Raw genomic sequence first — 21,469 nt, 5'->3', positions numbered from 1 at the left:
CCCTCGCCCACCCTCGCCCACCCCGCCCCGAGGAGACCCGTGACCCGCGACCTGACCGTCAGCGACAGCGTGGTGGTCGACGCCCCGGCGTCGGTCATCTGGACGCAGCTGGCCGACCCCACCCAGATGCCCCGGTGGAGTCCGGAGAACACCGGCGCCCGGCTCGAGGGCGACACGGCCGACGGCGGTCGTCCGCTCGCCGAGGGCGAGTCGTTCTCGGGGACGAACCGTCGCGGGCGGGCGCGGTGGGTCACCCGGTGCGTCGTACGCCACTCGGTGCCGGGCGAGCGGTTCTGCTTCGACGTCGTCGGGTGGGGCGTGGGCAGCCCACGGCTGCGGGTGAAGGTCGCCCGGTGGGACTACGTGCTCGAGCCCGTCACGGGCGGGACCCGGGTGACCGAGACCTGGTCCGACGGGCGGCGGAGCTGGCCGACCTGGCTGGCGAACGCGTTCGACCGGGCGGCGGCGGGGCGTCCTTTCGCGCAGTTCCAGCGCCGCAACATCGCCCGCACCCTGGCCGCGCTCAAGGCCGACCTCGACGGCGCCGCGTGACCCGTGAGGCGGTCCCGCGGCTGCGCTGGGCCTGGGTCGTGGTCGTGCTGTTCACGGCGTCCGGCGTGCTGCACCTGGTGCGGCCCTCGGCCTTCGAGGCGCAGGTGCCCGACTTCCTGCCGGCACAGACCGTGGTCGTGGTCGTCTCCGGCGTGCTCGAGCTGGCCTGCGCGCTGCTGATGCTGCTGCCCCGCACCCGGCGGCTCGGTGGCCTGGCGGCCGCGCTGCTGCTGGTCGCGGTGTTCCCGGGCAACCTGTGGCAGACCTGGGTGGCGTGGTCCGACCACGGCGCGGGCGAGGCGAGCACGGCGTACCTCGTCGGGACGCTGGTGCGCCTGCCCCTCCAGCTGCCGCTGGTCTGGTGGACGTGGCGGCTGTGGAGCGCAGGCTCCGGGACGCGTCAGCCGCCCACGCCGTAGCACCTGCCGAGGTCGGGGCCGAGCTGGTCGAGCAGCTTCACGGCCTCCTCGTCGCCGAGGCTGTTCGGGTCGTCGCTCAGGATCGCCTCGACCTTGTCGGGCGGGACGTTGTTGTCGATCATGACCTGGGCCAGGCACCGGTAGTCCTCGGCGGTGCCGGTCCCGTCGCTCGACGCCTCGATGTCGGCTGCGAGCTCCTCGACGGTGGGGCTGTCGCCGCCGCCGTCGGCCTCGGGAGCAGGTGACTCGCTCTCCTCGGCGGCCTGGGACGAGTCCTCGGAGGATGCCCCCGAGGACCCCTCGGACCCCTGCGACGAGGAGCCGCCGCCGCAGCCCGCCACGGCCACGACCATCGCCGCCGCCGCGAGCGCCGTACCGAGTCTCCTGCGCATGCCGTGCTCCCCAGGGCCAGCGCCCGAACCGCTGCTGACCGGGCGTCGCGGCCAGGATGGCGCAGCCGCGCCCCCGGTGAGGGTCGAACGCGAGGATCCGGCCGGCGGTGTCGGAGACCCGTCAGGCCGAGGTCGTACGCCGTGCGAGCAGACCGGCGCCGAGCACGGCCGCGCCCGCGGCCGCGACGACGAGCAGGGCCGCCGTGGGTCCGGTGCCGTCGACCAGGCCGCCCGCCGCGGCGGCGCCGGCCGCGACGCCGACGACGTTGGCGGTCGACAGCGCCGTCATGGTGGTGGTGGCCCAGTCCGGAGGGGCCAGCCGCTCGGCGAGGGCGTAGCCGCTGATCAGCGTCGGCGCCAGCGCGGTGCCGAGCAGCAGCATCGCGCCGGCCAGGGCGAGGGGCGTCGAGGCGGCCGCGAGCAGCAGGCCGGCCGCCACCATGGCGACGCCCGAGACGACGATCCGCAGCTCGTGGCCGACGCGCTCGGGCAGCCGGGTGGTGAGCAGGGCGGTGACCGCCGAGCCGACGGCCCCGACCCCGTAGACCAGCCCGGTCAGCGCGTCGTCGCCGGTGAGCGCCAGCCGGGCCGCGAGCCCGGTCTGGGAGGCGCCGAAGACCACGCCGACCGAGCCGAGGGCGAGCAGCAGCACCGCCAGCCGTGCGACGGGCAGCGGGCTGTGGGCGGCGTGGGGCGAGCGACGGGGCCGCGCCCCCAGCGCGCTGCGGTGCAGGCCGAACCCGAGGTGGGCCACCACGGCCAGGCCCAGCGCGAGCCACAGCGGCGCGGCGGGGGCGACCAGCGCGGCCAGGGTGCCCACCAGCACCGGGCCGAGCACGAACGAGACCTCGTCGAGCGCGCCCTCCAGCGCCATCGCCGCCGAGACGAACCCACGCTCGTCGTCGCGGCCGCGGCCCAACGCCGACCAGCGGGTGCGGGCCATGGCGCCCATCTGGGGGTTGGCGAGCCCGACGACCGCGCCGAGCCCCAGCAGCAGCGGGAGCGGCGGCGTCGAGACCAGCAGGGTCAGCAGCGCCGTGGCCTGGACCAGGGTGACGACCAGAGCCACACGCCGCTGCCCGAGCCGGTCGGCGAGCGCGCCGACGAGGGGACCGCCCGCGGCGCCGCCCAGGCTGAGAGCGGCGACGGCGAGCCCGCCGGTGCCGTAGGAGCCGGTGCGGTCGGCGACGAGCAGCAGCAGACCGAGCGGCAGCATCGCGGTCGGCAGCCGGGCCGCGGCGTCGAGGACGAGGAAGTCACGGCCGCCGGCGCGGGCGACGCCCACCAACGAGGTGCGACGGGCGGGGTGGGACGTGGTGGTCATGCGAGGGGCTCCGGGGATGCGGCAGGACGGTGCGCGCCACCCCACCACTGACGCACCTGACCCCTGAGCAGGTCCGAGCCTAGCCGAGGGGAGCCGTGTCGGCGCTCTCGTGCAGGTCGGCCGGGTCGATGGAGAACAGCGCCCGGGTGCGGCGTACGACGAGGTCGACCACGAGCGGGTGCGGCCCGATGACGTCGGCCACCAGCGTCGCCCCGGCCTCGCGGGCGACGCGGGCGGCGCGGTCGGCGAAGAACCCCGAGGCCAGGAGGTAGGGAGAGACGCGGTCGCCCGCGCGCACCACCTCCTCGGGGCGGTGGCCCAGGCCCGACAGCGTCGCGACGCGCACCGGGCCGCCCCAGGCGCGGGCCAGCAGGTCGCCGGCACGGTCGAGGTCGCGCGTGGCGAGGGCGTCGCTCGACCCGGCCGCGACCATCACGAGCGGGTCGCCGGGGGTGGCGCCGGCCCGACGCAGCTGGTCGACCTGGGCGTCGGCGAGCAGCGCGTGGGGGCCCAGCGAGCGGCCCAGCACCACGGGCCCACCCGCTCCGGCGACCGCGGCGGGCAGGTCCTGGCGCAGGTGGAAGCCGGTGGAGAGCAGCAGCGGCAGCACCACGGTCGGCGTCGCCGAGGTGGCGAGCACCTCGGTGAGGAGCGGGTCGCACAGCTCGACGTACGACGTGACGGCCTCGCACCCCAGGCGCTCGGCCGCCAGCCGGGTGATCCCGACGGCGACCCGGTTGCCGGCCGCCTTGCGGGTGCCGTGGGCGACCGTGACGAGCCGGCGCGACCCGGCAGCCGGGCCGCTCACGCGACCGCCAGCCGGTAGCCCCGCTTGACGACCGTCTGCACCGCGCGGGTGCCCAGCGCGGCCCGCAGCCGTGCCACCGCCATCTCGACGGCGTGCTCGCTGCCGGCGGTGCCGCTGGGCAGCATCGCGAGCAGCGCCTGCCGCGAGACCACGTTGCCGGGGTTGCTGACCAGCGCCTGCAGCACCGACGCCGGGGCGGCCGAGAGCCGGACCTCGACGCCGTCGACGAGGACCTCGTCGCCGTGCAGCAGCAGCTGGTGGCCGCTCGCGAGCTCGAGGGTGAGCCCCTCGCGCCGCGAGGGCAGCTCGGTCTCGAGCTGCTTGACCATGGCGGCGAGCCGGGAGCGCTCGGGGAAGATCGTGGGCACGCCCCACAGCTCGAAGGCGGCCGAGGTGACCGGGCCGACGCACGAGGCCACCACGTCGGCCTGGAAGGCCGAGACCACCTCGTCGCGGCGCCCGGTCGAGCCGGCCGCGTCCATCAGCGCGGCGACGGCGGGGGCGGAGGTGAAGGTGACGGCGTCCAGCCGGCGGTCGGCGATCTGGTCGATCAGGCCGAAGACCGGCTCGAGGTCCTCGGCGACGACGACGCGGTAGACGCTGACCGTGGTCACGTCGGCCCCCCGGCGCCGCAGCGCGTGGCCGACCATCGACAGCGACTGGCCGTGCTCCTGCACCACGATCCGGCGACCCGTCAGGTCGCGGCCGCGGAGGTGGTCGAGCACGTCCTCGAACTCCTCGGACTCCGGCGCCCAGAGCTCGCGCAGGCCGTAGCGGCGCAGTGCGCCGACGCTCTTGGGGCCGCGGGCCAGGATCTCGGCCTGGCCGATCCGGGCCAGCAGGTCCTCCAGCAGCCCCCAGCGGGCGGCCGCCTCGAACCACGCCTTCATCCCGATCCCGGTGGTGGCGAGGAACAGGTCGAGCGGGCGGGCCAGCACGTCCTCGGTCGCGGCGCGCAGCTGGGTGTCGTCGACCCGGTGGGGGTCGAGCGAGAGCGCGGGCGCGACCTCGACGTGGGCGCCCCGGCGCTCCAGCAGCGCGACCTGCTCCTCGGCCTTGCGGGCCGCGGTCACGCCGATGCGGTAGCCGGCCAGCGGCCGGTCGCCGGGCTGCGTCACTCGTCCTCCGTCCCCGGCTCCTGGCCGGTCTCGCGCTGGGTGGTCCGCTCGGGTCCGACGAGGACGACGCCGTCCTCGACCCTCGTGCCGTACGTCGGCACGCCGACCGTCGCGTCGTCCAGGCACTGCCCCGACCGCAGGTCGAAGGCCTGCTTGTGCATCGGCGAGGCGACGTACGGGACCGCCTCCCCGCCGCTGGTCCTCGACCCGACGATGCCCCGGGAGAGCACCGACGCCCGTGAGAAGGGATCGTAGTTGGACAGCGCGAACACCTCGTCGGCCCAGGTCCGGAACACCGCGACGGCACGGCCCTCGACCAGGGCCGCCACCCCGCCCTCGACCTCGATGTCGCCGAGGCGGCAGACGGGGGTCCACGTGGCCGTCGGGGCGCTCATCGGGGTGCCCCCACCGGGATCGTGGCGCCGAGCGAGACGGGGCCGTCGACCTCGGCGGGCTGCACCTGGTCGCGGGTGGTGGTGAAGCTGATCTGGGGGTCGGGCACGTCGGGGGCGTTGACGAAGGAGACGAACCGCGCCAGCTTGTCGGGGTCGTCCAGGGTCGCGGCCCACTCGTCGAAGTAGGTGTCGACGTGGCGGGCCATGGCCGCCTCGAGCTCGGTGCCCAGTCCCAGCGCGTCGTCCACGACCACCTCGCGGAGCCGGTCGAGCCCGCCCTCGAGGCTCTCGATCCACGGCGCGGTCCGCTGCAGCCGGTCGGCGGTGCGGACGTAGTACATGAGGTAGCGGTCGATGTAGCGCACCAGCGTCTCGGTGTCGAGGTCGCCGGCGAGCAACCGGGCGTGCACCGGGCTGGCGCCGCCGTTGCCGCCGACGTAGAGGTTCCAGCCCTTCTCGGTGGCGATGATGCCGAAGTCCTTGCTCCGGGCCTCGGCGCACTCCCGGGCGCAGCCGCTCACCCCCGACTTGAGCTTGTGGGGCGAGCGCAGACCGCGGTAGCGCTCCTCGAGCATGATCGCCAGGCTGGTGGAGTCCTGCACCCCGTAGCGGCACCAGGTCGACCCGACGCACGACTTCACGGTGCGCAGCGACTTGCCGTAGGCGTGGCCCGACTCGAAGCCGGCGTCGACCAGCCGCCTCCAGATCAGCGGCAGCTGCTCGACGCGGGCCCCCAGCAGGTCGATCCGCTGGCCCCCGGTGATCTTGGTGTAGAGCCCGAAGTCGCGGGCCACCTCGCCGAGCACGATCAGCTTCTCCGGCGTGATCTCGCCCCCGGCGATGCGGGGCATCACGCCGTAGGTGCCGTTCTTCTGGATGTTGGCCAGGTAGGCGTCGTTGGTGTCCTGCAGGGTGCGCTGCGGCCCCTCGAGGACGTGGTGGTTGAGCTGGCTGGCCAGCACCGAGGCGACCGCCGGCTTGCAGACCTCGCAGCCGCGGCCGGTGCCGTGGGCGGCGACGATCTCGTCGAAGCGGGTGTAGCCGTGGATCGCGACGACCTCGAACAGCTCGGCGCGGGTCATCGCGAAGTGCTCGCACAGGCTGGTGTCGACCTCGCGGCCCTGGGCGGCGAACCAGTCCTCGACGATCTTCTTCACCACCGGCTTGCACGACCCGCAGGTGCTGCCCGCGCCCGAGCACCGCGTCACGCAGGCGGGGGAGTCGCAGGGCGCGTCCTCGCGGGCGACGTGGTCGACGATCTGGGCCTTGGTGACGTCGTTGCACGAGCACACCTGCGCCTCGTCGGGGAGTCCCAGCTCGGCGCCGCCGCGGCCCGCGGGCAGGATCAGCTCCTCGGGGTTGTCGGGCAGCGCGATGCCGGAGGAGACCATCGGCCGGAGCACGCCGTACGCCGTCGCGTCGCCGACGAGGATGCCGCCCAGCAGGGTGCGGCCGTCCTCGGAGATGACGAGCTTCTTGTAGGTGCCCGCGACCGCGTCGGAGAAGACCAGCTCGAGCGCGCCCGGCGTGGTCGCGAACGCGTCGCCGAAGGACGCGACGTCGACGCCCAGCAGCTTGAGCTTGGTCGACATGTCGGCGCCGGTGAAGGTGCCGGGCCCGCCGGTCAGCGCGTCGACGACGACCTCGGCCATGGCGTAGCCGGGGGCGACCAGGCCGTACATCCGGCCCGCCGGGGCGGCGCACTCGCCGATCGCCCACACGTGGGGGTCCGACGTGCGGCACTGCTCGTCGACCAGCACCCCGCCGCGCTCGGCGACGTCGAGCCCGGCCGCCCGGGCCAGCGCGTCCCGCGGCCGGATGCCGGCCGAGAACACCACCACCTCGGCGGGCACGTGCTCGCCGTCCCGGAGCTCCAGCCCGGTCACGCGGCCGGCCTCGCCGGTCACCGCGCTGGTCATCGCCTCGCAGTGGACGTGCAGCCCGAGCCTCTCGACGTGGCGGGTCAGCGTGGCGCCGCCGACGGCGTCGACCTGGACGGCCATCAGCCGCGGCGCCATCTCGACCACGTGGGTCTCCAGGCCGAGCTGGGCCAGCGCGTTCGCGGCCTCCAGCCCGAGCAGGCCGCCGCCGACGACGGCCCCGACTCGGGCGCCGGCCGCCGCGTCGCGGATCGCCTCGAGGTCCTCGATGGTGCGGTAGACGAAGCACCCGTCGAGGTCGGTGCCGGCGATCGGCGGCACGAACGGCGCGGCGCCGGTGGCGAGCACCAGCTCGTCGTACTCCAGGTCGCCCTCGGCGAAGTGGACGCGGCGCTGCTCGGGGTTGATGCCGAGGACCTCGGTGCCGAGGAGGAGACGGACGCGCGGGTCGTCGTACGCCCCGGTGGGGAGCAGCGAGAGGGCCTCGGCGCCGACCTCGAAGAACGAGGTGAGCCCGACCCGGTCGTACGCCGCCCGCGTCTCCTGGCCGACCACGACGACGTCGTGGGTCTCGGTCAGGCCGCGCTCGACGGCGGCCTGCACGAAGCGGTGGCCGACCATGCCGTGGCCGACGACGACGAGGGTCTTGCGCTGGTGTGCCATCACGGGGGATGTCCCTTCCTGGGTGGAGCCGGGGTGGTGGGTCTAGGTGGTCGAGAGGGCGGGGCGGGTGGCGAGCAGGCCGCGCACGGCCTCGGCGCAGCCGCCGCAGCCGGTGGTGGCCCGGGTGGTCTCGCGGACCTGCTCGAGCGAGGTGCAGGCGCGCACCGCGCCGGCGGTGACGCCCGCGCAGACGCAGGCCTCGGCGTCGTCGGGCAGCACGCGGGGGTGCGCGGGCCGGTCGGCCATCAGCAGCTCGCCGGGCTCGGTGGGGCCGAGGACCGTCCGCCGGTCGTAGTGCTGGGTGATCAGGCCGATCCGTGAGAGGTCCCCGACCAGCGTCGCGGCGACGACGACGCCGTCGCGCACGACCAGCTTGCGGTGGGAGCCGACGACCGGGTTGCTGACCTCGACGACCTCGCCCGGCTCGTGCTCGGGGTCGCCGAGCACGGCCACCTCGAGGTCGGTGGCGCGCAGCCGGGCGACGGTGCGGGCGCCGGGGTAGTGCACCTCGTCGCCGGCCAGGTGGTCGGCCAGCGCCTGCGCCTGCTCCCAGGCCGGCGGCACGAACCCGGTCACCTGGCCGTCGTGCTCGACGCAGTCGCCGAGCGCGTGGACGCGGTCGTCGCTGGTGGTGAGCCGGTCGTCGACCAGGATGCCGCGGCGGCAGGCCAGGCCGGCGCGCCGGGCCAGCGCCGTGGCGGGGCGGCCACCGGCGGTGAGCACGACGAGGTCGGCGCTGAGCACGTAGCCGTTGTCCAGCCGCAGCCCCTCGTCGGTCAGCCTCACCGCGCGGGCGCCGGTGTAGACGGCCGTGCCGAGCCGGGCCAGGTCACGGGCGATGATGCGGCCGGCCTGGGGGCCGACCTGGCTGCGGAGCAGGTGCTCCCCGCCCTCGACGAGCTCGACCTCGAGCCCGCGGACCGCGAGCGCCCGGGCGACCTGGAGGCCCAGCAGGCCACCGCCGACGACGACCGCGCGGGCCCCGGGTGACACCGCGGCATCGAGGCGGAGGCAGTCGTCGAGGCTGCGGAAGGCGTGGACGGCCGGGTGCAGGGTGCCGTCCATCCTGACCAGGCCGCGGATCGGCGGCAGGCTCGGGATCGAGCCGGTGGCCAGGACGAGCACGTCGTAGCCGAACCGCTCGCCGTCGACCAGCATCACCTCGCGACGCTCCCGGTCGACGTCGAGCACGCGGGCGCCCAGGCGCAGCTCGACGCCGTGCGCGGCGTACCAGGCCGGCGAGCGGAGCGTGAGCGCCTCGGGACGGTGGGTGCCCTCGAGGACCGCGGAGAGCAGGATCCGGTTGTACGGCGCGTGCGGCTCGTCGCCGAGCACGGTGACCTGGTCGCGCTCGGCCACGCCGCGGGCGACCAGGCCCTCGACGAGGCGGGTGGTGGCCATGCCGGAGCCGACGACCACGATGCGCCGGCCTGTCACGTGCGCACCGCCGCGGCGCAGACCTTGAACTCCGGCATCCGGCTGGAGGGGTCGAGCGCGTCGTTGGTGAGCCGGTTGGCGCCGACCCAGTGGAAGGGCACGAAGACCGTGTCGGGCCGGATCGTGGTGACCACCCGGGCCGGTGCCTTCAGCTCGCCGCGCCGCGTGGTGACGACCACCGGCTCGCCGTCGACGGCGCCGAGACGGGCGGCCAGCATCGGGTGCAGCTCGACGAAGGGGCCGGTGTCGGGCAGGTCGCGGACCCGACGGGTCTGGGCGCCGGACTGGTACTGCGCGAGCACCCGGCCGGTGGTCAGGTGCAGCGGGTACGCCGCGTCGGTGGGCTCGGCGGTGCCGACGTGGTCGACCGCCACGAACCGGGCCCGGCCGTCGGCGTGGGCGAAGCTCTCGGTGAACATCCGTGGCGTCCCGGCAGATCCGACCGGGCAGGGCCAGAAAACCCCGTGCTCCTCGCGGATCCGGTCGTAGCTGATGCCGCTGTAGTCGGCCCGGCCGCCCGCCGAGGCGCGACCCAGCTCGGCGAAGACCTCCTCGGGGTCGGTGCTGAACGGCACCGGCGACCCGAGCCGCTCGGCCAGCCCGGCCAGCACCTCGAGGTCGGAGCGCACGCCCTCGGGCGGGGGAGTCGCCTGCTGCCGCAGCACGACGCGGCCCTCGAGGTTGGTCATGGTGCCGGTCTCCTCGGCCCACTGGGTCACCGGCAGCACCACGTCGGCGATCGCCGCGGTCTCGCTCATCACCAGGTCGCAGACGACGAGCAGGTCCAGCGCCTCGAGCCGGGCGGTGACGTGGCCGGCGTGGGGGGCGGAGACCACGATGTTGGAGCCGTGGACGAGCAGCGCGCGGGGGCCGCCGGGGGTGCCGAGGGCGTCCAGCAGCTCGTACGCCGATCGCCCGGCCCCCGGCAGGTCGGCCGGGTCGACGCCCCACACGCGGGCGACGTGGTCGCGCGCCGCCGGGTCGTCGATCATCCGGTAGCCGGGCAGCTGGTCGGCCTTCTGGCCGTGCTCGCGGCCGCCCTGGCCGTTGCCCTGCCCGGTGAGGCAGCCGTAGCCGGCGTACGGCCTCCCGGGCATGCCGAGCGCCAGCGCGACGTCGATCCAGCCGAGCACGGTCGCGGTGCCCTGGGCGTGCTGCTCGGCGCCGCGGGCGGTCAGCACGGTGACGCGCTCGGCCCCGGCCAGCAGCGTGGCCAGCGCCCGCAGCTCGGTGGCGGGCACGCCGGTCACGCGCTCGACCCGCTCGGGCCACCAGCCGGCCGTCACCTCGCGGACCGGCTCGAAGCCGGTGGTCCGGGCCTCGACGTACGCCGTGTCGACCGCGCCCGCTGCGTCGAGCAGGTGCAGCACGCCCAGCGCCAGCGCGAGGTCGGTGCCCGGGACGGGCTGGAGCAGCACGTCGGCGCGGTCCGCGGTCGGCGTACGACGGGGGTCGACGACCACCACGGTGCCGCCGCGCTCGCGGAGCCGGTCGAGGTGCCGGGCCGCGGGCGGCATCGTCTCGGCCAGGTTGGACCCGACCAGGACGAGCACGTCGGTCTGCTCGAGGTCGGCGAGCGGGAACGGCAGCCCGCGGTCGAGGCCGAAGGCCTGGTTGGCCGCCGACGCGGCCGAGCTCATGCACCAGCGGCCGTTGTAGTCGACCTGGCTGGTGCGTAGCGCGACCCGGGCGAACTTGCCGAGCGCGTAGGCCTTCTCGTTGGTCAGCCCGCCGCCGCCGAACACCGCGACCGCGTCGGGGCCCGACTCCACCTGCAGGTCGCGCAGCCGGCCGGCGACGAGGTCGAGCGCCTCGTCCCAGCCGGCCGCGCGCAGCTCACCCGTCGCCCGGTCGCGCACCAGCGGCTGCGTCAGCCGCTCGCGGTGACCGCGCAGCCCCGTCGCCGTCCAGCCCTTGCGGCACAGCCCGCCCTCGTTCACCGGGAACTCGGGCCACGGCTGCACCTCCAGGGTGCGCCCGCCGCGCCCGTCCCCGGTCCCTGAGGAGGGCGCTCCGCGCCCGTCTCGAAGGGTCATGCCGCACTGGAGCGAGCAGTAGGGGCAGTGGGTGAGCGTGTCCATCGCCGGCTCAGACCTCGACGCGGCCGACGGCCGAGCGGCTGCGTCGCAGGTAGACCGCCCAGACGACGATCGCGCAGACGACGTAGTAGCCGGCGAACACCACGAACGCGCCCTGGGTGGCCTGCAGCGGGCTGTCGACCCACGGGGCGCTGAAGGCGAGCGGGATCAGGAAGCCGCCGATCGCGCCCACCGCCCCGATGACGCCGAGCGCCGAGGAGGCCTGCCGGGTGGAGGTGAGCAGCGCCCGGTTGCGCTCGGGGGTGCCGGCCTCGGTGGCGGCGACGGCGCCGGCGCGCCAGATCGCGGGGATCATCTTGTAGGTCGAGCCGTTGCCGATGCCGGTCGAGGCGAAGACCAGCAGGAAGAAGCCGAGGAACACCGGGAACAGGCTCTGGTTGTCCGCGGCGATCCCCGGGTCGGCGGTGGGGTTCGGGGTCAGCTGCAGCAGCGTCGCGAGCACGCCCAGGGTGAACACGATCATCCCGGCGAACGCGGCGAGGGTCACCTTGGCGCCGCCGTACTTGTCGGCGAGCCAGCCGCCGAACGGGCGGGTCAGCGAGCCCACCAGCGCGCCGAGGAAGGCGTAGTAGGCGAAGTAGATGCCGGTGCCGAGCGGCGCCGGCTCGGGCACCCAGAAGTTGAGCTTGATCAGCAGCGGCATCGCGGCGGAGTAGCCGATGAACGACCCGAAGGTGCCGATGTAGAGCACCGCCATCACCCAGGTGTGCTTCTGGGTGACGACCTTGAGCTGCTCGCGGGGGCTGGACTTGGCGGTGCCGAGGTTGTCCATGAACAGGTACGCCGCGAGCGTGGCGACGACGGCCAGGCCGGCGTACAGCCACCCCGCCCGCTCGAGGTGGATCCCGCCCTCGCTGGCCTTGACCAGCCCGAAGATGCCGGCGCCGCCGACCACGACCGGCAGGAAGAACTGGATCAGCGAGACGCCCAGGTTGCCGCCCGCGGCGTTGAGCCCGAGCGCGGCGCCCTTCTTCGCGGTCGGGTAGAAGAAGTTGATGTTGGCCATCGAGCTGGCGAAGTTGCCGCCACCGAAGCCCGCGGTGGCCGCGATCAGGCAGAACACCCAGTACGGCGTCGCGGGGTTGCCCACCGCGATCGCGAACCCGATCGTCGGGACCAGCAGCAGCGCGGCGCTGGCGATCGTCCAGTTGCGGCCGCCGAACGCCGGCACGGCGAAGGTGTAGGGCAGCCGCAGCAGCGAGCCGACCAGGTTGGGCAGCGCCACCAGGAAGAACAGCTGCTGCGGGGTGAAGGTGAAGCCCTGGGCCAGCAGGAACGCGGAGCTGACGCTCCAGATCAGCCAGACCGAGAAGCCGAGGTGCTCGGCGAAGATCGACCAGACCAGGTTGCGGCGGGCGACCTGCTTGCCGCCGCTCTCCCAGAAGTCGGTGTCCTCGGGACGCCAGTCGTCGATCCAGCGACCGGTGCGGCGGCCGCTCCCGGAGGGCGGGGTGGGGGTGGTTGGCTGCGGCGCCGCGGTGAGGTCGGGCTGCGATTGCGTCGTGGCCATGGAGGCACTCCTGTGGTGTGGGGGTGCCCCGAACAGTCGTCGTCCGGTGTTTCGCCGTTGTCACGCCCGCGAAGACACGAACGTCAACTTGTGCTCACGACCTCACGGGCCTCACCGCCTCACGCCCGCCCGCCGTCGGTCGAGCCCGACCGACGAACCCTCAGGAGGCGAGGTCCTCCGCGGGGACGCCGAGCGCGGCGCCGGCCTCACGGGCGGCGGAGTGCGCCTTGCGCTGCATCTCCGCGGCGAGGTCGGTGAACTCGTCGAGGGCCGGGTTGACCCCGACGAGGGTGAACTCGCGCTCGACCAGCGTCAGGTCGGCCTGCCACACGTCCTCGAGGATGCGGCGCAGGTAGGCCGTGGAGTGGTCCCAGCCCTCGCGCGGGGTGCCGGCGCCGTAGGCCCCGCCCCGGACGGTGGCGAGCACGACGGGCTTGCCCTGGAGCAACGGGGCGCCGGGCTCGGAGCCGGCGATGACGAGGTCGATCCACGCCTTGACGTGCTGGGAGACGCCGAAGTTGTAGAGCGGGACCGCAAGCAGCACGGCGTCGGCGGTGGTGAGCTCCTCGACCAGCTCGGCGGCGAGCGCGACGGCGCGCTGCTGGCCCTCGCTGCGCTCGTCCTCGGGGGTGAAACCGGCGGTGACGGCGTCGGCCCAGGCCTCCGCGGGCAGCGGCTGCGAGCCGACGTGACGGCGGATGACCTCGTCGTGGGGGTGCTGGGCGGCCCACTCCTGCTCCACGAGGTCGGCGATCTCGCGGCTGGAGGAGGTGGCGGGCAGGATGCTGGCGTCGAGTCGGAACAGGGTCACGGTGTCTCCCGGGGTGGGGCGCGTCGCTGGTCGAAGCGCTTCTAGATCAGGAGCAACATCGAAATACGAAGCGACATTCCCGCTCCGAGCGGATCTGTGGGGGTCGGCGCGCTGAACTACCCTGGGTCCATGGCCGGGGACGTCGACGTGCGCGCGGGGGAGACCCGCGCCGACGGGGCGTCCGGCCACTCCGCCCCGCTCTGCGACGCCGCGCTCGGCCACGCCTTCGAGCTGCTGGGCAAGCGCTGGAACGGCGTCATCCTGGGGTCGCTGATGGAGGGGCCAGCAGGCTTCGCCGAGGTGCGCCGGGCGACCGGGATCAGCGACTCGGTGCTCGCCGACCGGCTCGCGGGGCTGACCGCGGCCGGGCTCGTGGTGCGCGAGGTCGACGAGGGGCCGCCGGTGGCGGTGCACTACCGGCTGGCGCCGCGGGGCGTCGCGCTGGTGCCGGTCCTGCAGGACCTGATGACGTGGGCCCGCGACCACCTCGACCTCGGTCCGCCGCCGGCGGGCTGCTAGGTCCGCCCACGGCGGCCTCGGCCCCTGAGGAGATACGGAGTCCTGTCTCGACGGGCGCGTGGGCAACGCCCGGGTGGTCGAGGAGGTCGTGCACGCGCGCGCCGGGTGGTCGAGAAAATCGCGCACGCGCGTGCCGGGTGGTCGAGGAGGTCGCTCTGCGACCGTCACGAGACCCGCCGGGCCTCACTCCCGCCGGCGGAACTCGAGGGTGCCGTCGGGGGTGAGGTGGTGGTGGTATGCCGGGTCGTGGACGCGGCGGTGGTGGTGACCGCAGAGCAGCCGGCCATTGTCGAGGCTGGTGCCCCCTCCTGCTGACCAGGGGTGGTCGTGGTGGGCGTGGCACATCGCGGGTGGCTTGTCGCAGCCCTGGGCGGTGCAGCCGCGGTCGCGCTGCGCCAGCGCCAGCCGTTGGGTCCTGGTGTGCAGCCGACGTGACCGGCCCAGGTCGAGGGGGACCGATGCTCCGTCGAGGACGGCGGGCAGGATCCGGTGGGCGCACGCCAGGCGTCTCGCTTCGCCGGCGGAGATGCGGGTGCCGGTGTCCAGCGTGGCGACGCCGACGGACGCCAGGTCGGCCAGCAGCTGGTCGTGGCGCATCGTGACCACGACGGTGATGTCGCCGCCGGCGACGGTGGGGAGGCCGTCGGCGGGCAGGGCTTCAAGGAGCTGGGTGAACGCGACACCGTGGCGTACTGGTGTCGGGAGGTCGGGGTCGATGACGACGTCGTCGGACCGGGCGGGTGAGGCGAGCCCGAGGATGGCCTTGGAGAGGATCGCGCCGTGCAGCGCAGGGATGGTGAACCTGCCACGAACCTGGCCGTCGCCGGAGTCCGACATCGTGAGGCTGGTCTTGCGCGCGGCCACGGCTTCCTGGGCTACGAGCAGGCGGCCTTCGTAGGCCTCGGCCAGGTCGGGTGCGATCACCTCGAACACCCGAGCTCCGAGGACCTCGAGGTCCTTTGCGTCGTGGTGGCGCGCGAGGGCGACGAGGTGGTGCTCCGCGGCGAGCCGCCGGTCGGGGTCGATGGCGAAGTCGCCGTCGATCGGGAGCCGGTCGACGGAGCGGACGATGACGCGGGCCTGGTCGGCGTTGACGACGCCGGCGGCCAAGCCACTCGCGGTGGGCTGGTGCTGCTCCAGCGATCGTGCAAGCTTGAGGTCGGAGCGGGCGTGGCTGCGGCGCTGCCGGGTCTGACTTGCGACCCACTCGGCGGCCGAGGCGGACGCCTCGGCTCCGGTGGCGCCGGAGCGGTCGGCCTCGGCGAGGACCTGCAGCCGCAGTGCCTCCAGCTGGGCGGTGGCGGCGGCTAGCTCGGTCAGCACGTGCCGCTGCTCGGCGGCGTCCAGGGCCCACACCGGACGCGACTGGGCGGGGTCGGTCAGCGCGTCCAACCGGTCCCGGAGCCGGGTCGTGAACTCCGCCAGCGGGTGCCCGCTGGTGGGGGTCTCGACCTGGTCGCGCATAGACCAATCCAAGCACCGACCACTGACAGAACCAGACGCTGACCTGGCCTTTTGACCGGGATCTGGACACGACTCCTCGAAAGATTGCGGCCGGTCCGCATGGCCTTTCGAGACGGGACTTCGTCCCTCCTCCGGGGCCGGGGTCGGCCGGTCCCGTGACGGTCGCTGCGCGACCTCCTCGACCGGCCGGGGCCGCGCCCGGCGCCGCCGCCCCTCAGAACACGTTGCGCGGCCGGAACTGCACGCTGATGCGGGGTCCGACCGGTCGCGCGGTCTTGGGCACGGCGTGCTCCCAGGTGCGCTGGCACGAGCCGCCCATCACGACGAGGTCGCCGTGGCCCAGGGCGTGGCTGACGGCGAGCTGTCCGCCGACGGGTCGCAGCTGCAGCTTGCGCGGGGAGCCGAAGGAGACGATGGCGACCATCGTGTCGACGGTCCGGCCGCGGCCGAGGTCGTCGCCGTGCCAGGCGACCGAGTCGCGGCCGTCGCGGTAGTAGCAGCAGCCGGCCGTCACGAACGGCTCGCCCAGCTCCGGCGCGTAGTGGGCCGACAGCGCCTCGCGCGCCTCGACCAGCGCCGGGTGGGGCAGCGGGTCGCCAATGCCGTAGGTGTGGAGCAGTCGGGGCACGTCGACGACGCCGTCGTACATCGGCCGCTTCTCGGCGCGCCAGGGGATCCGCGCGACGAGGTCCTCGAAGACCTGGTCGGCGCCCTCGAACCAGCCGGGCAGCAGGTCCACCCACGCGCCGCGGCTCAGCTCGGTGCGCCGCACCCGCCCCGCGAGCGGGCCGACGCCCACGTGCGAGCCCTCGAACAGCGAGGCCTGGAAGTCCACGGACATGCGGCCCAGCGTAGCGTCGTTCGAACACGTGTTCTAGGGGCATGATCGCTCCGTGACCACGACCGGGCTCCTCCTCGCCGCCGGCGCCGGGCGCCGGATGGGACGCCCCAAGGCGTTGGTCGAGGGCTGGCTGCCCCGCGCCGTGGCCTCGTTGGCCGGCTGCGACCGGGTGGTCGTCGTGCTGGGTGCGCAGGCCGAGGCGGCCCGCCCGCTGGTGCCCGTGGGGGTGGACGTGGTCGTCGCCGACGACTGGTCCGACGGCATGGGCGCCTCGCTGCGGGCGGGGCTGCGGCACCTCGCCGGCTCGGCGTCGAGGAGGTGCGTGGTCACGCTGGTCGACCTGCCCGACGTCGACGCGCGGGTGGTGGGCCGGCTGCTGGAGCGGCCGGTCGACCCGTCGCTGCTCGCGCGGGCGGCGTACGACGGGACGCCGGGCCATCCCGTGCTGCTGGGCCGCGACCACTGGGCCGGCGTCGCCGCGGCGGCGGTGGGCGACCAGGGGGCGAAGGCCTACCTGGGGACCCACGAGGTGGCGCTCGTGGAGTGCGGCGACCTCGCCACCGGGACCGACCAGGACACGCCCGACGGTCTGGTCGAGGGGCCTAGCGGGCCTTCCTGATCCGGATCGCGCCCTTGGCGGTGGAAGGGTCGACGACCTTGCCGCCCTGGGTGATCTCGACCTCGCCGGCCGCGACCAGCCGTCGGGCCGCGCGGCGGGCGGGCTCCATCAGCTCGCGCCAGGCGTCGTCGGCGTCGCCGCCCACGGCGCGGGCGGCCTCCGACGGGCAGATGGTCGACCCGCCCCTGCGACCGGCGAGCAGGTCGAGGATCGAGGCCTCGAGGCGCTCGTCGGTGGCCGAGACCTTGTGCTTGCGGCACGCGGTGGAGCAGTACTTCACGTCGTCCCAGTCGCGCTCCCACTTCTTGCGCCACTCGATGCGGCGGCCGCAGGAGGCGCAGGTCTTGTCGGCGGGAGGCACCGCCCCAGTCTGCCGCGCGGCCGGTGACCCGCGCGGGTCCGGGCAGACTGTCCGGCGTGCACGAGGTGAGGCTGCAGCCGCTGGCGCGCCAGCGGGTGGAGTCGCTCGGCGAGGTCGGGCGGGCGTGGCTCGACGGTCTGCCGGCCGCCCTGGGCGAGCTGGCCGACCGGTGGTCGCTGTCGTGGGGTCGCGGCCTGCCCGGCGGCAGCGCGTCGTACGTCGTGGCAGCGCGCACCGCCGACGGCGAGGACCGCGTCGTCAAGCTGCGGATGCCCGACCCCAGCGCGGTGACGCCGGGCGAGGTGCCGGTGCTCGCGGCGGCGGCCGGTCGGGGGTACGCCGTGCTCCACGACCACGACGCCCACCACGACGCCCTCCTGCTCGAGCGGCTCGGCCGGTCGCTGGAGCAGACGCCGGGCGAGCCGACCCGCACCCTCGACGTGCTGGTCGACACGCTGCGCGAGGCGTGGCGGCTCCCGCTCGGCACGGTGCCGGAGGCCCAGCCCAAGGCCCTCTCGCTGCGCGCGCTCGTGCTCGACACCGACGCCCGGCTGGGCCACCCCTGCGACCGCGACGTCCTCCGCCAGGCCCTGGCGTACGCCGAGGAGCTGGCCGCCCCCGGCCCGGACCCGAGCGTCGTGGCGCACGGCGACCCCCACCCGGCCAACGCGCTGCGCACGCAGCAGCCGCGCGACGGCGCCCCGGCCGGGCACGTGATGGTCGACCCGGACGGGTTCGTCTGCGACCCGGCGTACGACCTCGGGGTGACGCTGCGGGAGTGGACCCGCCGCCTCGAGGACGGCGGCCGGCCGCTCCTGGAGGGCTGGTGCGACCGCGTCGCCGAGCGGGCGGGCGTCGACCGCGACCGGACCTGGCGCTGGGCCTACCTCGAGCGCGTCTCCACCGGCCTGCACGTGCTCGGCTTCGGGGGCACCGTGCTGGGTGAGCGGCTGCTCGGCAGCGCGCGGCTGCTGCTCGCCAACCCGGGACCAACCGGCCGGACGTAGCCTCGCCGCATGGAGCTCACTTCTCCGGACGCGGTGACGGCTGCCCTCGCGAGCACCGGCTACCTCGCCGACGACGACCTGGCCACGGTCGTGTTCCTGAGCGCCTCGATGCAGCGACCGCTGCTGCTCGAGGGCGAGCCCGGCACCGGCAAGACGGCCCTGGCCGAGGCGCTGGCCGAGCTGACGGGCACGCCGCTGATCCGGCTCCAGTGCTACGAGGGCATCGACGCCTCGCAGGCGCTCTACGACTGGGACTTCGCGCGCCAGATCCTGCACCTGCGCACCCTCGAGGCCGCTGCCGCGTCGCGGGCGCCGGGGGAGGGCGCGTTCGACGCCGGCGAGGCCGAGAAGTCGCTGTTCGACGAGCGGTTCCTGCTCGCCCGGCCGGTGCTGCAGGCGCTGCGCCAGGCGCCGGCGGTGCTGCTGGTCGACGAGGTCGACCGGGCCGACGACGAGTTCGAGGCGTTCCTGCTCGAGGTGCTCTCCAGCTGGTCGGTGAGCATCCCCGAGCTCGGCACCGTCGTGGCCGCCACCCCGCCGCTGGTGGTGCTCACCTCCAACCGCACCCGCGAGCTCCACGACGCGCTCAAGCGCCGCTGCCTCTACCACTGGATCGACCACCCGGGCCTGGCCCGCGAGGTCGCCATCGTGCGCAGCCGGCTGCCCGAGGTCAGCGAGCAGCTCGCCGAGCAGGTCGCGACCGTCGTGCAGGGGCTGCGCACCGAGCACCTCCTCAAGGCGCCCGGCGTCGCCGAGACCCTCGACTGGGCCCGTGCGCTGCAGCGTCTCGGCGCGGAGGAGCTCGACCTCGACACCGCCTCGCGCACGCTCGGCACCGTGGTGAAGTACCGCGAGGACACCGACCGCGTGAAGCAGGCCCTCGACCGGATGCTGGCCGGCTGAGATGACCTCCCTGCCCGTGCCGCCCCCGCTGGTCTCCGCGCCCGTCGCGCACGAGGCCGACGAGGTCCTGCTCGGATTCACCCGCGCGCTGCGCGCGGCGGGGATGGGCGTCACCCACGACCGGGCCGCGGTGTTCCTCCAGGCGGCGGCCCTGGTCGACGCGGGCGACGGGGCGGCGGTCTTCCGGGCCGGCCGCGCGACGCTGTGCAGCGGCCCCGACGACCTGCTGCGCTACGAGCACGTCTTCGAGGCATGGTTCGGCTCGCGGGAGCGGCTGCCGCGCAGCATCCCCTCGGAGAAGCCGCGCGAGATCCGCTCGCCGCTGCCCCTGGGCGACGGCGGCGAGAGCGGCGGCGAGGACACCCCCGACACGGTCGCGTCCGCCGCGAGCGACGTCGAGGTGCTCAGCCGGCGCGACGTCGCCACGCTCCGGCCCGACGAGAAGGCGCTGCTCGACGCGATGATCCGCGCGCTGCGGCCGCGGCTGCCGCAGCGGCGCGCCACGCGGCGCACGGCCTGGAGGCGGGGCGAGGTCGACGTCCACCGCACGCTGCGCACCACGCTGCGCCGGATGGGCGAGCCGGCTGCCGTCGAGCACCGCCGCCGGGGCACCACGCCGCGCCGCGTCGTGCTGCTCGTCGACGTGTCCGCGTCGATGCGGCCCTACGCCGACGCGATCCTGCGGCTGTGCCACCTCGTGACGCGCACCGCCGAGGCCGGTCGCGGCCGCAGCCGCGTCGAGGTCTTCACCCTCGGCACGCGGCTGACCCGGGTCACCACCGCGATGCGCACCGCCGACCCCGACCGCGCCCTGGTGCGCGCGGGCGAGGAGGTGCCCGACTGGTCGGGCGGCACCCGGCTGGGCGAGACGATGAAGGCGTTCCTCGACCTGTGGGGCGCGCGCGGCATGGCCCGCGGCGCGGTCGTGGTGGTCTTCTCCGACGGCTGGGAGCGCGGTGACGCGGTCGAGCTCGGCGAGCAGGTGCAGCGGCTGCAGCGACTGGCCCGCCGGGTGGTCTGGGTCAACCCCCACCGCGGCAAGGACGGCTACGAGCCGGTGCAGCGGGGGATCGAGGCGGTGCTGCCGCACTGCGACGACTTCGTGGCAGGGCACTCCCTGCGTGCGTTCGACGAGGTGCTGGAGGTGATCGGCCGTGCGTGAGGTCCTCGACGACCTGCTGCGCTGGTGGGAGCAGGGGGAGACCGTGGGGGTGGGCACCGTGGTGGCCACCTTCCAGTCCGCGCCCCGGCCCGCCGGCGCGTCCATGCTGGTGGGACCCGGCGGCGAGGCCGTCGGGTCGGTCTCCGGCGGCTGCGTCGAGGGCGCGGTCTACGAGCTCGGCCAGGACGTCGTGGGCAGCGGGGCGCCGGTGCTGCAGCGCTACGGCGTGTCCGACGAGGACGCGTTCTCGGTCGGACTGACCTGTGGCGGCATCCTCGACGTCTACGTCGAGAAGGTCGACCAGCAGACCTTCCCCGAGCTCGGCGAGGTCGCGGCCGACATCGCCGCCGGCCGCCCGGTCGCCCTGGCGACCGTGATCGAGCACCCCGACCCCGCGTGGCTGGGTCGGCGGCTCGTCGTACGGCCCGAGGAGGTGGGGGGCCGGCTCGGCAGCGACCGCGCCACCGACGCCGTGTCCGACGACGCCCGGGGGCTGCTCGCCTCGGGCCACAACGCGACGCTGACCTACGGCCCCGACGGCGAGCGGCGCGGCGAGGGAATGCGGGTCTTCGTGTGGGCCTTCGCGCCCGCGCCACGGATGCTGGTCTTCGGCGCCATCGACTTCGCGGCGGCCGTGGCCTCGGTCGGCAAGTTCCTCGGCTACCGCGTCACCGTCTGCGACGCCCGGCCGGTGTTCGCGACGGCGACGCGCTTCCCCGAGGCCGACGAGGTGATCGTGAAGTGGCCGCACAAGTTCCTCGCCGAGGAGCTGGAGGCGGAGCGTATCGACCCCCGCACGGTGATCTGCGTGCTGACCCACGACCCGAAGTTCGACGTGCCCGTGCTCGAGAAGGCGTTGCGGATCCCCGAGGTCGCCTACGTCGGCGCGATGGGGTCGCGGCGCACCCACACCGACCGGCTCGACCGGCTCCGCGAGGCGGGCCTGAGCGAGGAGGAGCTCGGTCGGCTGCACAGCCCGATCGGCCTCGACCTCGGCGCCCGTACGCCGGAGGAGACCGCCGTCAGCATCGCCGCCGAGATCATCGCCGGACGCTGGGGCGGCAGCGGCGACCGGCTCTCGACCACCGACGGCCGGATCCACGCCCACGCCGCGCGCGACCTCGACCCGTCGCTGCCGGTGGGCTGACCCCTCGCAGGAAGGCCTCCCCGCGGGGCACCATGACC

At 74.9% G+C, this 21,469-nt stretch carries 21 protein-coding genes; 8 read left to right on the top strand and 13 right to left on the bottom strand.

Annotated features, from left to right (window positions below):
* Positions 1 to 39 precede the first annotated feature (39 nt).
* Entirely contained in the window at positions 40 to 552 is a 513-nt protein-coding gene (locus ASG49_RS11575; RefSeq protein WP_056541934.1) for an SRPBCC family protein, read from the top strand.
* Positions 549 to 971 carry a MauE/DoxX family redox-associated membrane protein gene (locus tag ASG49_RS11570; protein WP_235562033.1) on the top strand — a complete coding sequence of 141 codons (423 nt, stop codon included), beginning with the start codon at positions 549 to 551 and terminating at the stop codon, positions 969 to 971. Before ASG49_RS11575 ends, ASG49_RS11570 begins: the two co-directional genes overlap by 4 nt.
* Here ASG49_RS11570 and ASG49_RS11565 read toward each other — a convergent pair.
* From ASG49_RS11565 to ASG49_RS11520, 10 genes are all read right to left on the bottom strand, one after another.
* On the bottom strand, positions 953 to 1,363 hold the full coding sequence (locus ASG49_RS11565) for a hypothetical protein (RefSeq protein ID WP_156384305.1): 411 nt from the start codon (positions 1,361 to 1,363) through the stop codon (positions 953 to 955). The genes ASG49_RS11570 and ASG49_RS11565 overlap by 19 nt on opposite strands.
* Positions 1,364 to 1,484: 121 nt before the next feature.
* Complete coding sequence (locus ASG49_RS11560; protein WP_056541928.1) at positions 1,485 to 2,687, bottom strand: MFS transporter; 1,203 nt, start codon at positions 2,685 to 2,687, stop codon at positions 1,485 to 1,487.
* Positions 2,688 to 2,766: 79 nt separating this feature from the next.
* On the bottom strand, positions 2,767 to 3,495 hold the full coding sequence (locus ASG49_RS11555) for a sirohydrochlorin chelatase (protein WP_056541925.1): 729 nt from the start codon (positions 3,493 to 3,495) through the stop codon (positions 2,767 to 2,769).
* Complete coding sequence (locus ASG49_RS11550) at positions 3,492 to 4,613, bottom strand: uroporphyrinogen-III synthase (protein ID WP_056541922.1); 1,122 nt, start codon at positions 4,611 to 4,613, stop codon at positions 3,492 to 3,494. The genes ASG49_RS11555 and ASG49_RS11550 overlap by 4 nt, the downstream gene beginning before the upstream one ends.
* The gene (nirD, locus tag ASG49_RS11545) at positions 4,610 to 5,008 is read right to left on the bottom strand and encodes a nitrite reductase small subunit NirD (protein WP_056541919.1); all 399 of its coding nucleotides are present in this window, start codon (positions 5,006 to 5,008) and stop codon (positions 4,610 to 4,612) included. The genes ASG49_RS11550 and nirD overlap by 4 nt, the downstream gene beginning before the upstream one ends.
* Entirely contained in the window at positions 5,005 to 7,551 is a 2,547-nt protein-coding gene (nirB, locus tag ASG49_RS11540; RefSeq protein ID WP_056542054.1) for a nitrite reductase large subunit NirB, read from the bottom strand. The genes nirD and nirB overlap by 4 nt, the downstream gene beginning before the upstream one ends.
* 42 nt (positions 7,552 to 7,593) lie before the next feature.
* Entirely contained in the window at positions 7,594 to 8,970 is a 1,377-nt protein-coding gene (locus tag ASG49_RS11535; protein WP_255355128.1) for an FAD-dependent oxidoreductase, read from the bottom strand.
* Between the two features lie 14 nt (positions 8,971 to 8,984).
* Positions 8,985 to 11,069, bottom strand: a complete 2,085-nt coding sequence (locus ASG49_RS11530) for a molybdopterin oxidoreductase family protein (RefSeq protein ID WP_056541916.1) — start codon at positions 11,067 to 11,069, stop codon at positions 8,985 to 8,987.
* 7 nt (positions 11,070 to 11,076) lie between these two features.
* A complete protein-coding gene (locus tag ASG49_RS11525) occupies positions 11,077 to 12,597 on the bottom strand; it encodes an MFS transporter (RefSeq protein ID WP_082534060.1) in 1,521 nt (506 codons plus the stop codon).
* Between the two features lie 160 nt (positions 12,598 to 12,757).
* Positions 12,758 to 13,408: an FMN-dependent NADH-azoreductase gene (locus tag ASG49_RS11520; RefSeq protein ID WP_056541912.1), complete on the bottom strand. Its 651-nt coding sequence runs from the start codon at positions 13,406 to 13,408 to the stop codon at positions 12,758 to 12,760.
* Between the two features lie 129 nt (positions 13,409 to 13,537).
* Here ASG49_RS11520 and ASG49_RS11515 point away from each other — a divergent pair, with 129 nt between their 5' ends.
* Positions 13,538 to 13,927, top strand: coding sequence for a helix-turn-helix domain-containing protein (locus ASG49_RS11515; protein WP_082534069.1), 390 nt, complete (start codon positions 13,538 to 13,540; stop codon positions 13,925 to 13,927).
* Between the two features lie 183 nt (positions 13,928 to 14,110).
* On the opposite strand, the gene ASG49_RS11510 is transcribed toward ASG49_RS11515, so the two are convergent.
* Together ASG49_RS11510 and ASG49_RS11505 are read right to left on the bottom strand one after the other, a co-directional pair.
* On the bottom strand, positions 14,111 to 15,391 hold the full coding sequence (locus ASG49_RS11510; protein WP_056541910.1) for an HNH endonuclease signature motif containing protein: 1,281 nt from the start codon (positions 15,389 to 15,391) through the stop codon (positions 14,111 to 14,113).
* 214 nt (positions 15,392 to 15,605) lie between these two features.
* On the bottom strand, positions 15,606 to 16,232 hold the full coding sequence (locus ASG49_RS11505) for an alpha-ketoglutarate-dependent dioxygenase AlkB (RefSeq protein WP_056541907.1): 627 nt from the start codon (positions 16,230 to 16,232) through the stop codon (positions 15,606 to 15,608).
* 52 nt (positions 16,233 to 16,284) lie between these two features.
* Here ASG49_RS11505 and ASG49_RS11500 point away from each other — a divergent pair, with 52 nt between their 5' ends.
* The gene (locus tag ASG49_RS11500) at positions 16,285 to 16,851 is read left to right on the top strand and encodes an NTP transferase domain-containing protein (protein ID WP_082534059.1); all 567 of its coding nucleotides are present in this window, start codon (positions 16,285 to 16,287) and stop codon (positions 16,849 to 16,851) included.
* On the opposite strand, the gene ASG49_RS11495 is transcribed toward ASG49_RS11500, so the two are convergent.
* The gene (locus ASG49_RS11495) at positions 16,835 to 17,212 is read right to left on the bottom strand and encodes a DUF2256 and DUF3253 domain-containing protein (RefSeq protein WP_056541904.1); all 378 of its coding nucleotides are present in this window, start codon (positions 17,210 to 17,212) and stop codon (positions 16,835 to 16,837) included. The genes ASG49_RS11500 and ASG49_RS11495 overlap by 17 nt on opposite strands.
* Positions 17,213 to 17,268: 56 nt before the next feature.
* On the opposite strand from ASG49_RS11495, the gene ASG49_RS11490 reads away from it, so the two are divergent.
* The 4 genes from ASG49_RS11490 to ASG49_RS11475 are packed head-to-tail and all read left to right on the top strand — an operon-like array spanning position 17,269 to position 21,431.
* Positions 17,269 to 18,219, top strand: coding sequence for an aminoglycoside phosphotransferase family protein (locus tag ASG49_RS11490; RefSeq protein ID WP_056541899.1), 951 nt, complete (start codon positions 17,269 to 17,271; stop codon positions 18,217 to 18,219).
* Between the two features lie 9 nt (positions 18,220 to 18,228).
* Positions 18,229 to 19,122, top strand: coding sequence for a MoxR family ATPase (locus tag ASG49_RS11485; protein ID WP_056541896.1), 894 nt, complete (start codon positions 18,229 to 18,231; stop codon positions 19,120 to 19,122).
* 1 nt (position 19,123) lies between these two features.
* A complete protein-coding gene (locus ASG49_RS11480; RefSeq protein ID WP_056541893.1) occupies positions 19,124 to 20,284 on the top strand; it encodes a VWA domain-containing protein in 1,161 nt (386 codons plus the stop codon).
* The gene (locus ASG49_RS11475; RefSeq protein WP_056541890.1) at positions 20,277 to 21,431 is read left to right on the top strand and encodes an XdhC/CoxI family protein; all 1,155 of its coding nucleotides are present in this window, start codon (positions 20,277 to 20,279) and stop codon (positions 21,429 to 21,431) included. Before ASG49_RS11480 ends, ASG49_RS11475 begins: the two co-directional genes overlap by 8 nt.
* Positions 21,432 to 21,469: the final 38 nt, after the last annotated feature.

Source organism: Marmoricola sp. Leaf446 (assembly GCF_001424755.1).
Lineage (GTDB): Bacteria > Actinomycetota > Actinomycetes > Propionibacteriales > Nocardioidaceae > Marmoricola.
This window is presented reverse-complemented; position numbering and strand designations above follow the sequence as displayed.

Excerpts from the sequence above, each read along its gene's own strand:
- ASG49_RS11505 (WP_056541907.1), bottom strand. The coding sequence starts at position 16,232 with ATGTCCGTGGACTTCCAGGCCTCGCTGTTCGAGGGCTCGCACGTGGGC.
- ASG49_RS11525 (WP_082534060.1), bottom strand. The coding sequence starts at position 12,597 with ATGGCCACGACGCAATCGCAGCCCGACCTCACCGCGGCGCCGCAGCCA.
- ASG49_RS11480 (WP_056541893.1), top strand. The coding sequence starts at position 19,124 with ATGACCTCCCTGCCCGTGCCGCCCCCGCTGGTCTCCGCGCCCGTCGCG.
- ASG49_RS11510 (WP_056541910.1), bottom strand. The coding sequence starts at position 15,391 with ATGCGCGACCAGGTCGAGACCCCCACCAGCGGGCACCCGCTGGCGGAG.
- ASG49_RS11485 (WP_056541896.1), top strand. The coding sequence starts at position 18,229 with ATGGAGCTCACTTCTCCGGACGCGGTGACGGCTGCCCTCGCGAGCACC.
- ASG49_RS11565 (WP_156384305.1), bottom strand. The coding sequence starts at position 1,363 with ATGCGCAGGAGACTCGGTACGGCGCTCGCGGCGGCGGCGATGGTCGTG.
- ASG49_RS11560 (WP_056541928.1), bottom strand. The coding sequence starts at position 2,687 with ATGACCACCACGTCCCACCCCGCCCGTCGCACCTCGTTGGTGGGCGTC.
- ASG49_RS11515 (WP_082534069.1), top strand. The coding sequence starts at position 13,538 with ATGGCCGGGGACGTCGACGTGCGCGCGGGGGAGACCCGCGCCGACGGG.
- ASG49_RS11530 (WP_056541916.1), bottom strand. The coding sequence starts at position 11,069 with ATGGACACGCTCACCCACTGCCCCTACTGCTCGCTCCAGTGCGGCATG.
- nirB (WP_056542054.1), bottom strand. The coding sequence starts at position 7,551 with ATGGCACACCAGCGCAAGACCCTCGTCGTCGTCGGCCACGGCATGGTC.
- nirD (WP_056541919.1), bottom strand. The coding sequence starts at position 5,008 with ATGAGCGCCCCGACGGCCACGTGGACCCCCGTCTGCCGCCTCGGCGAC.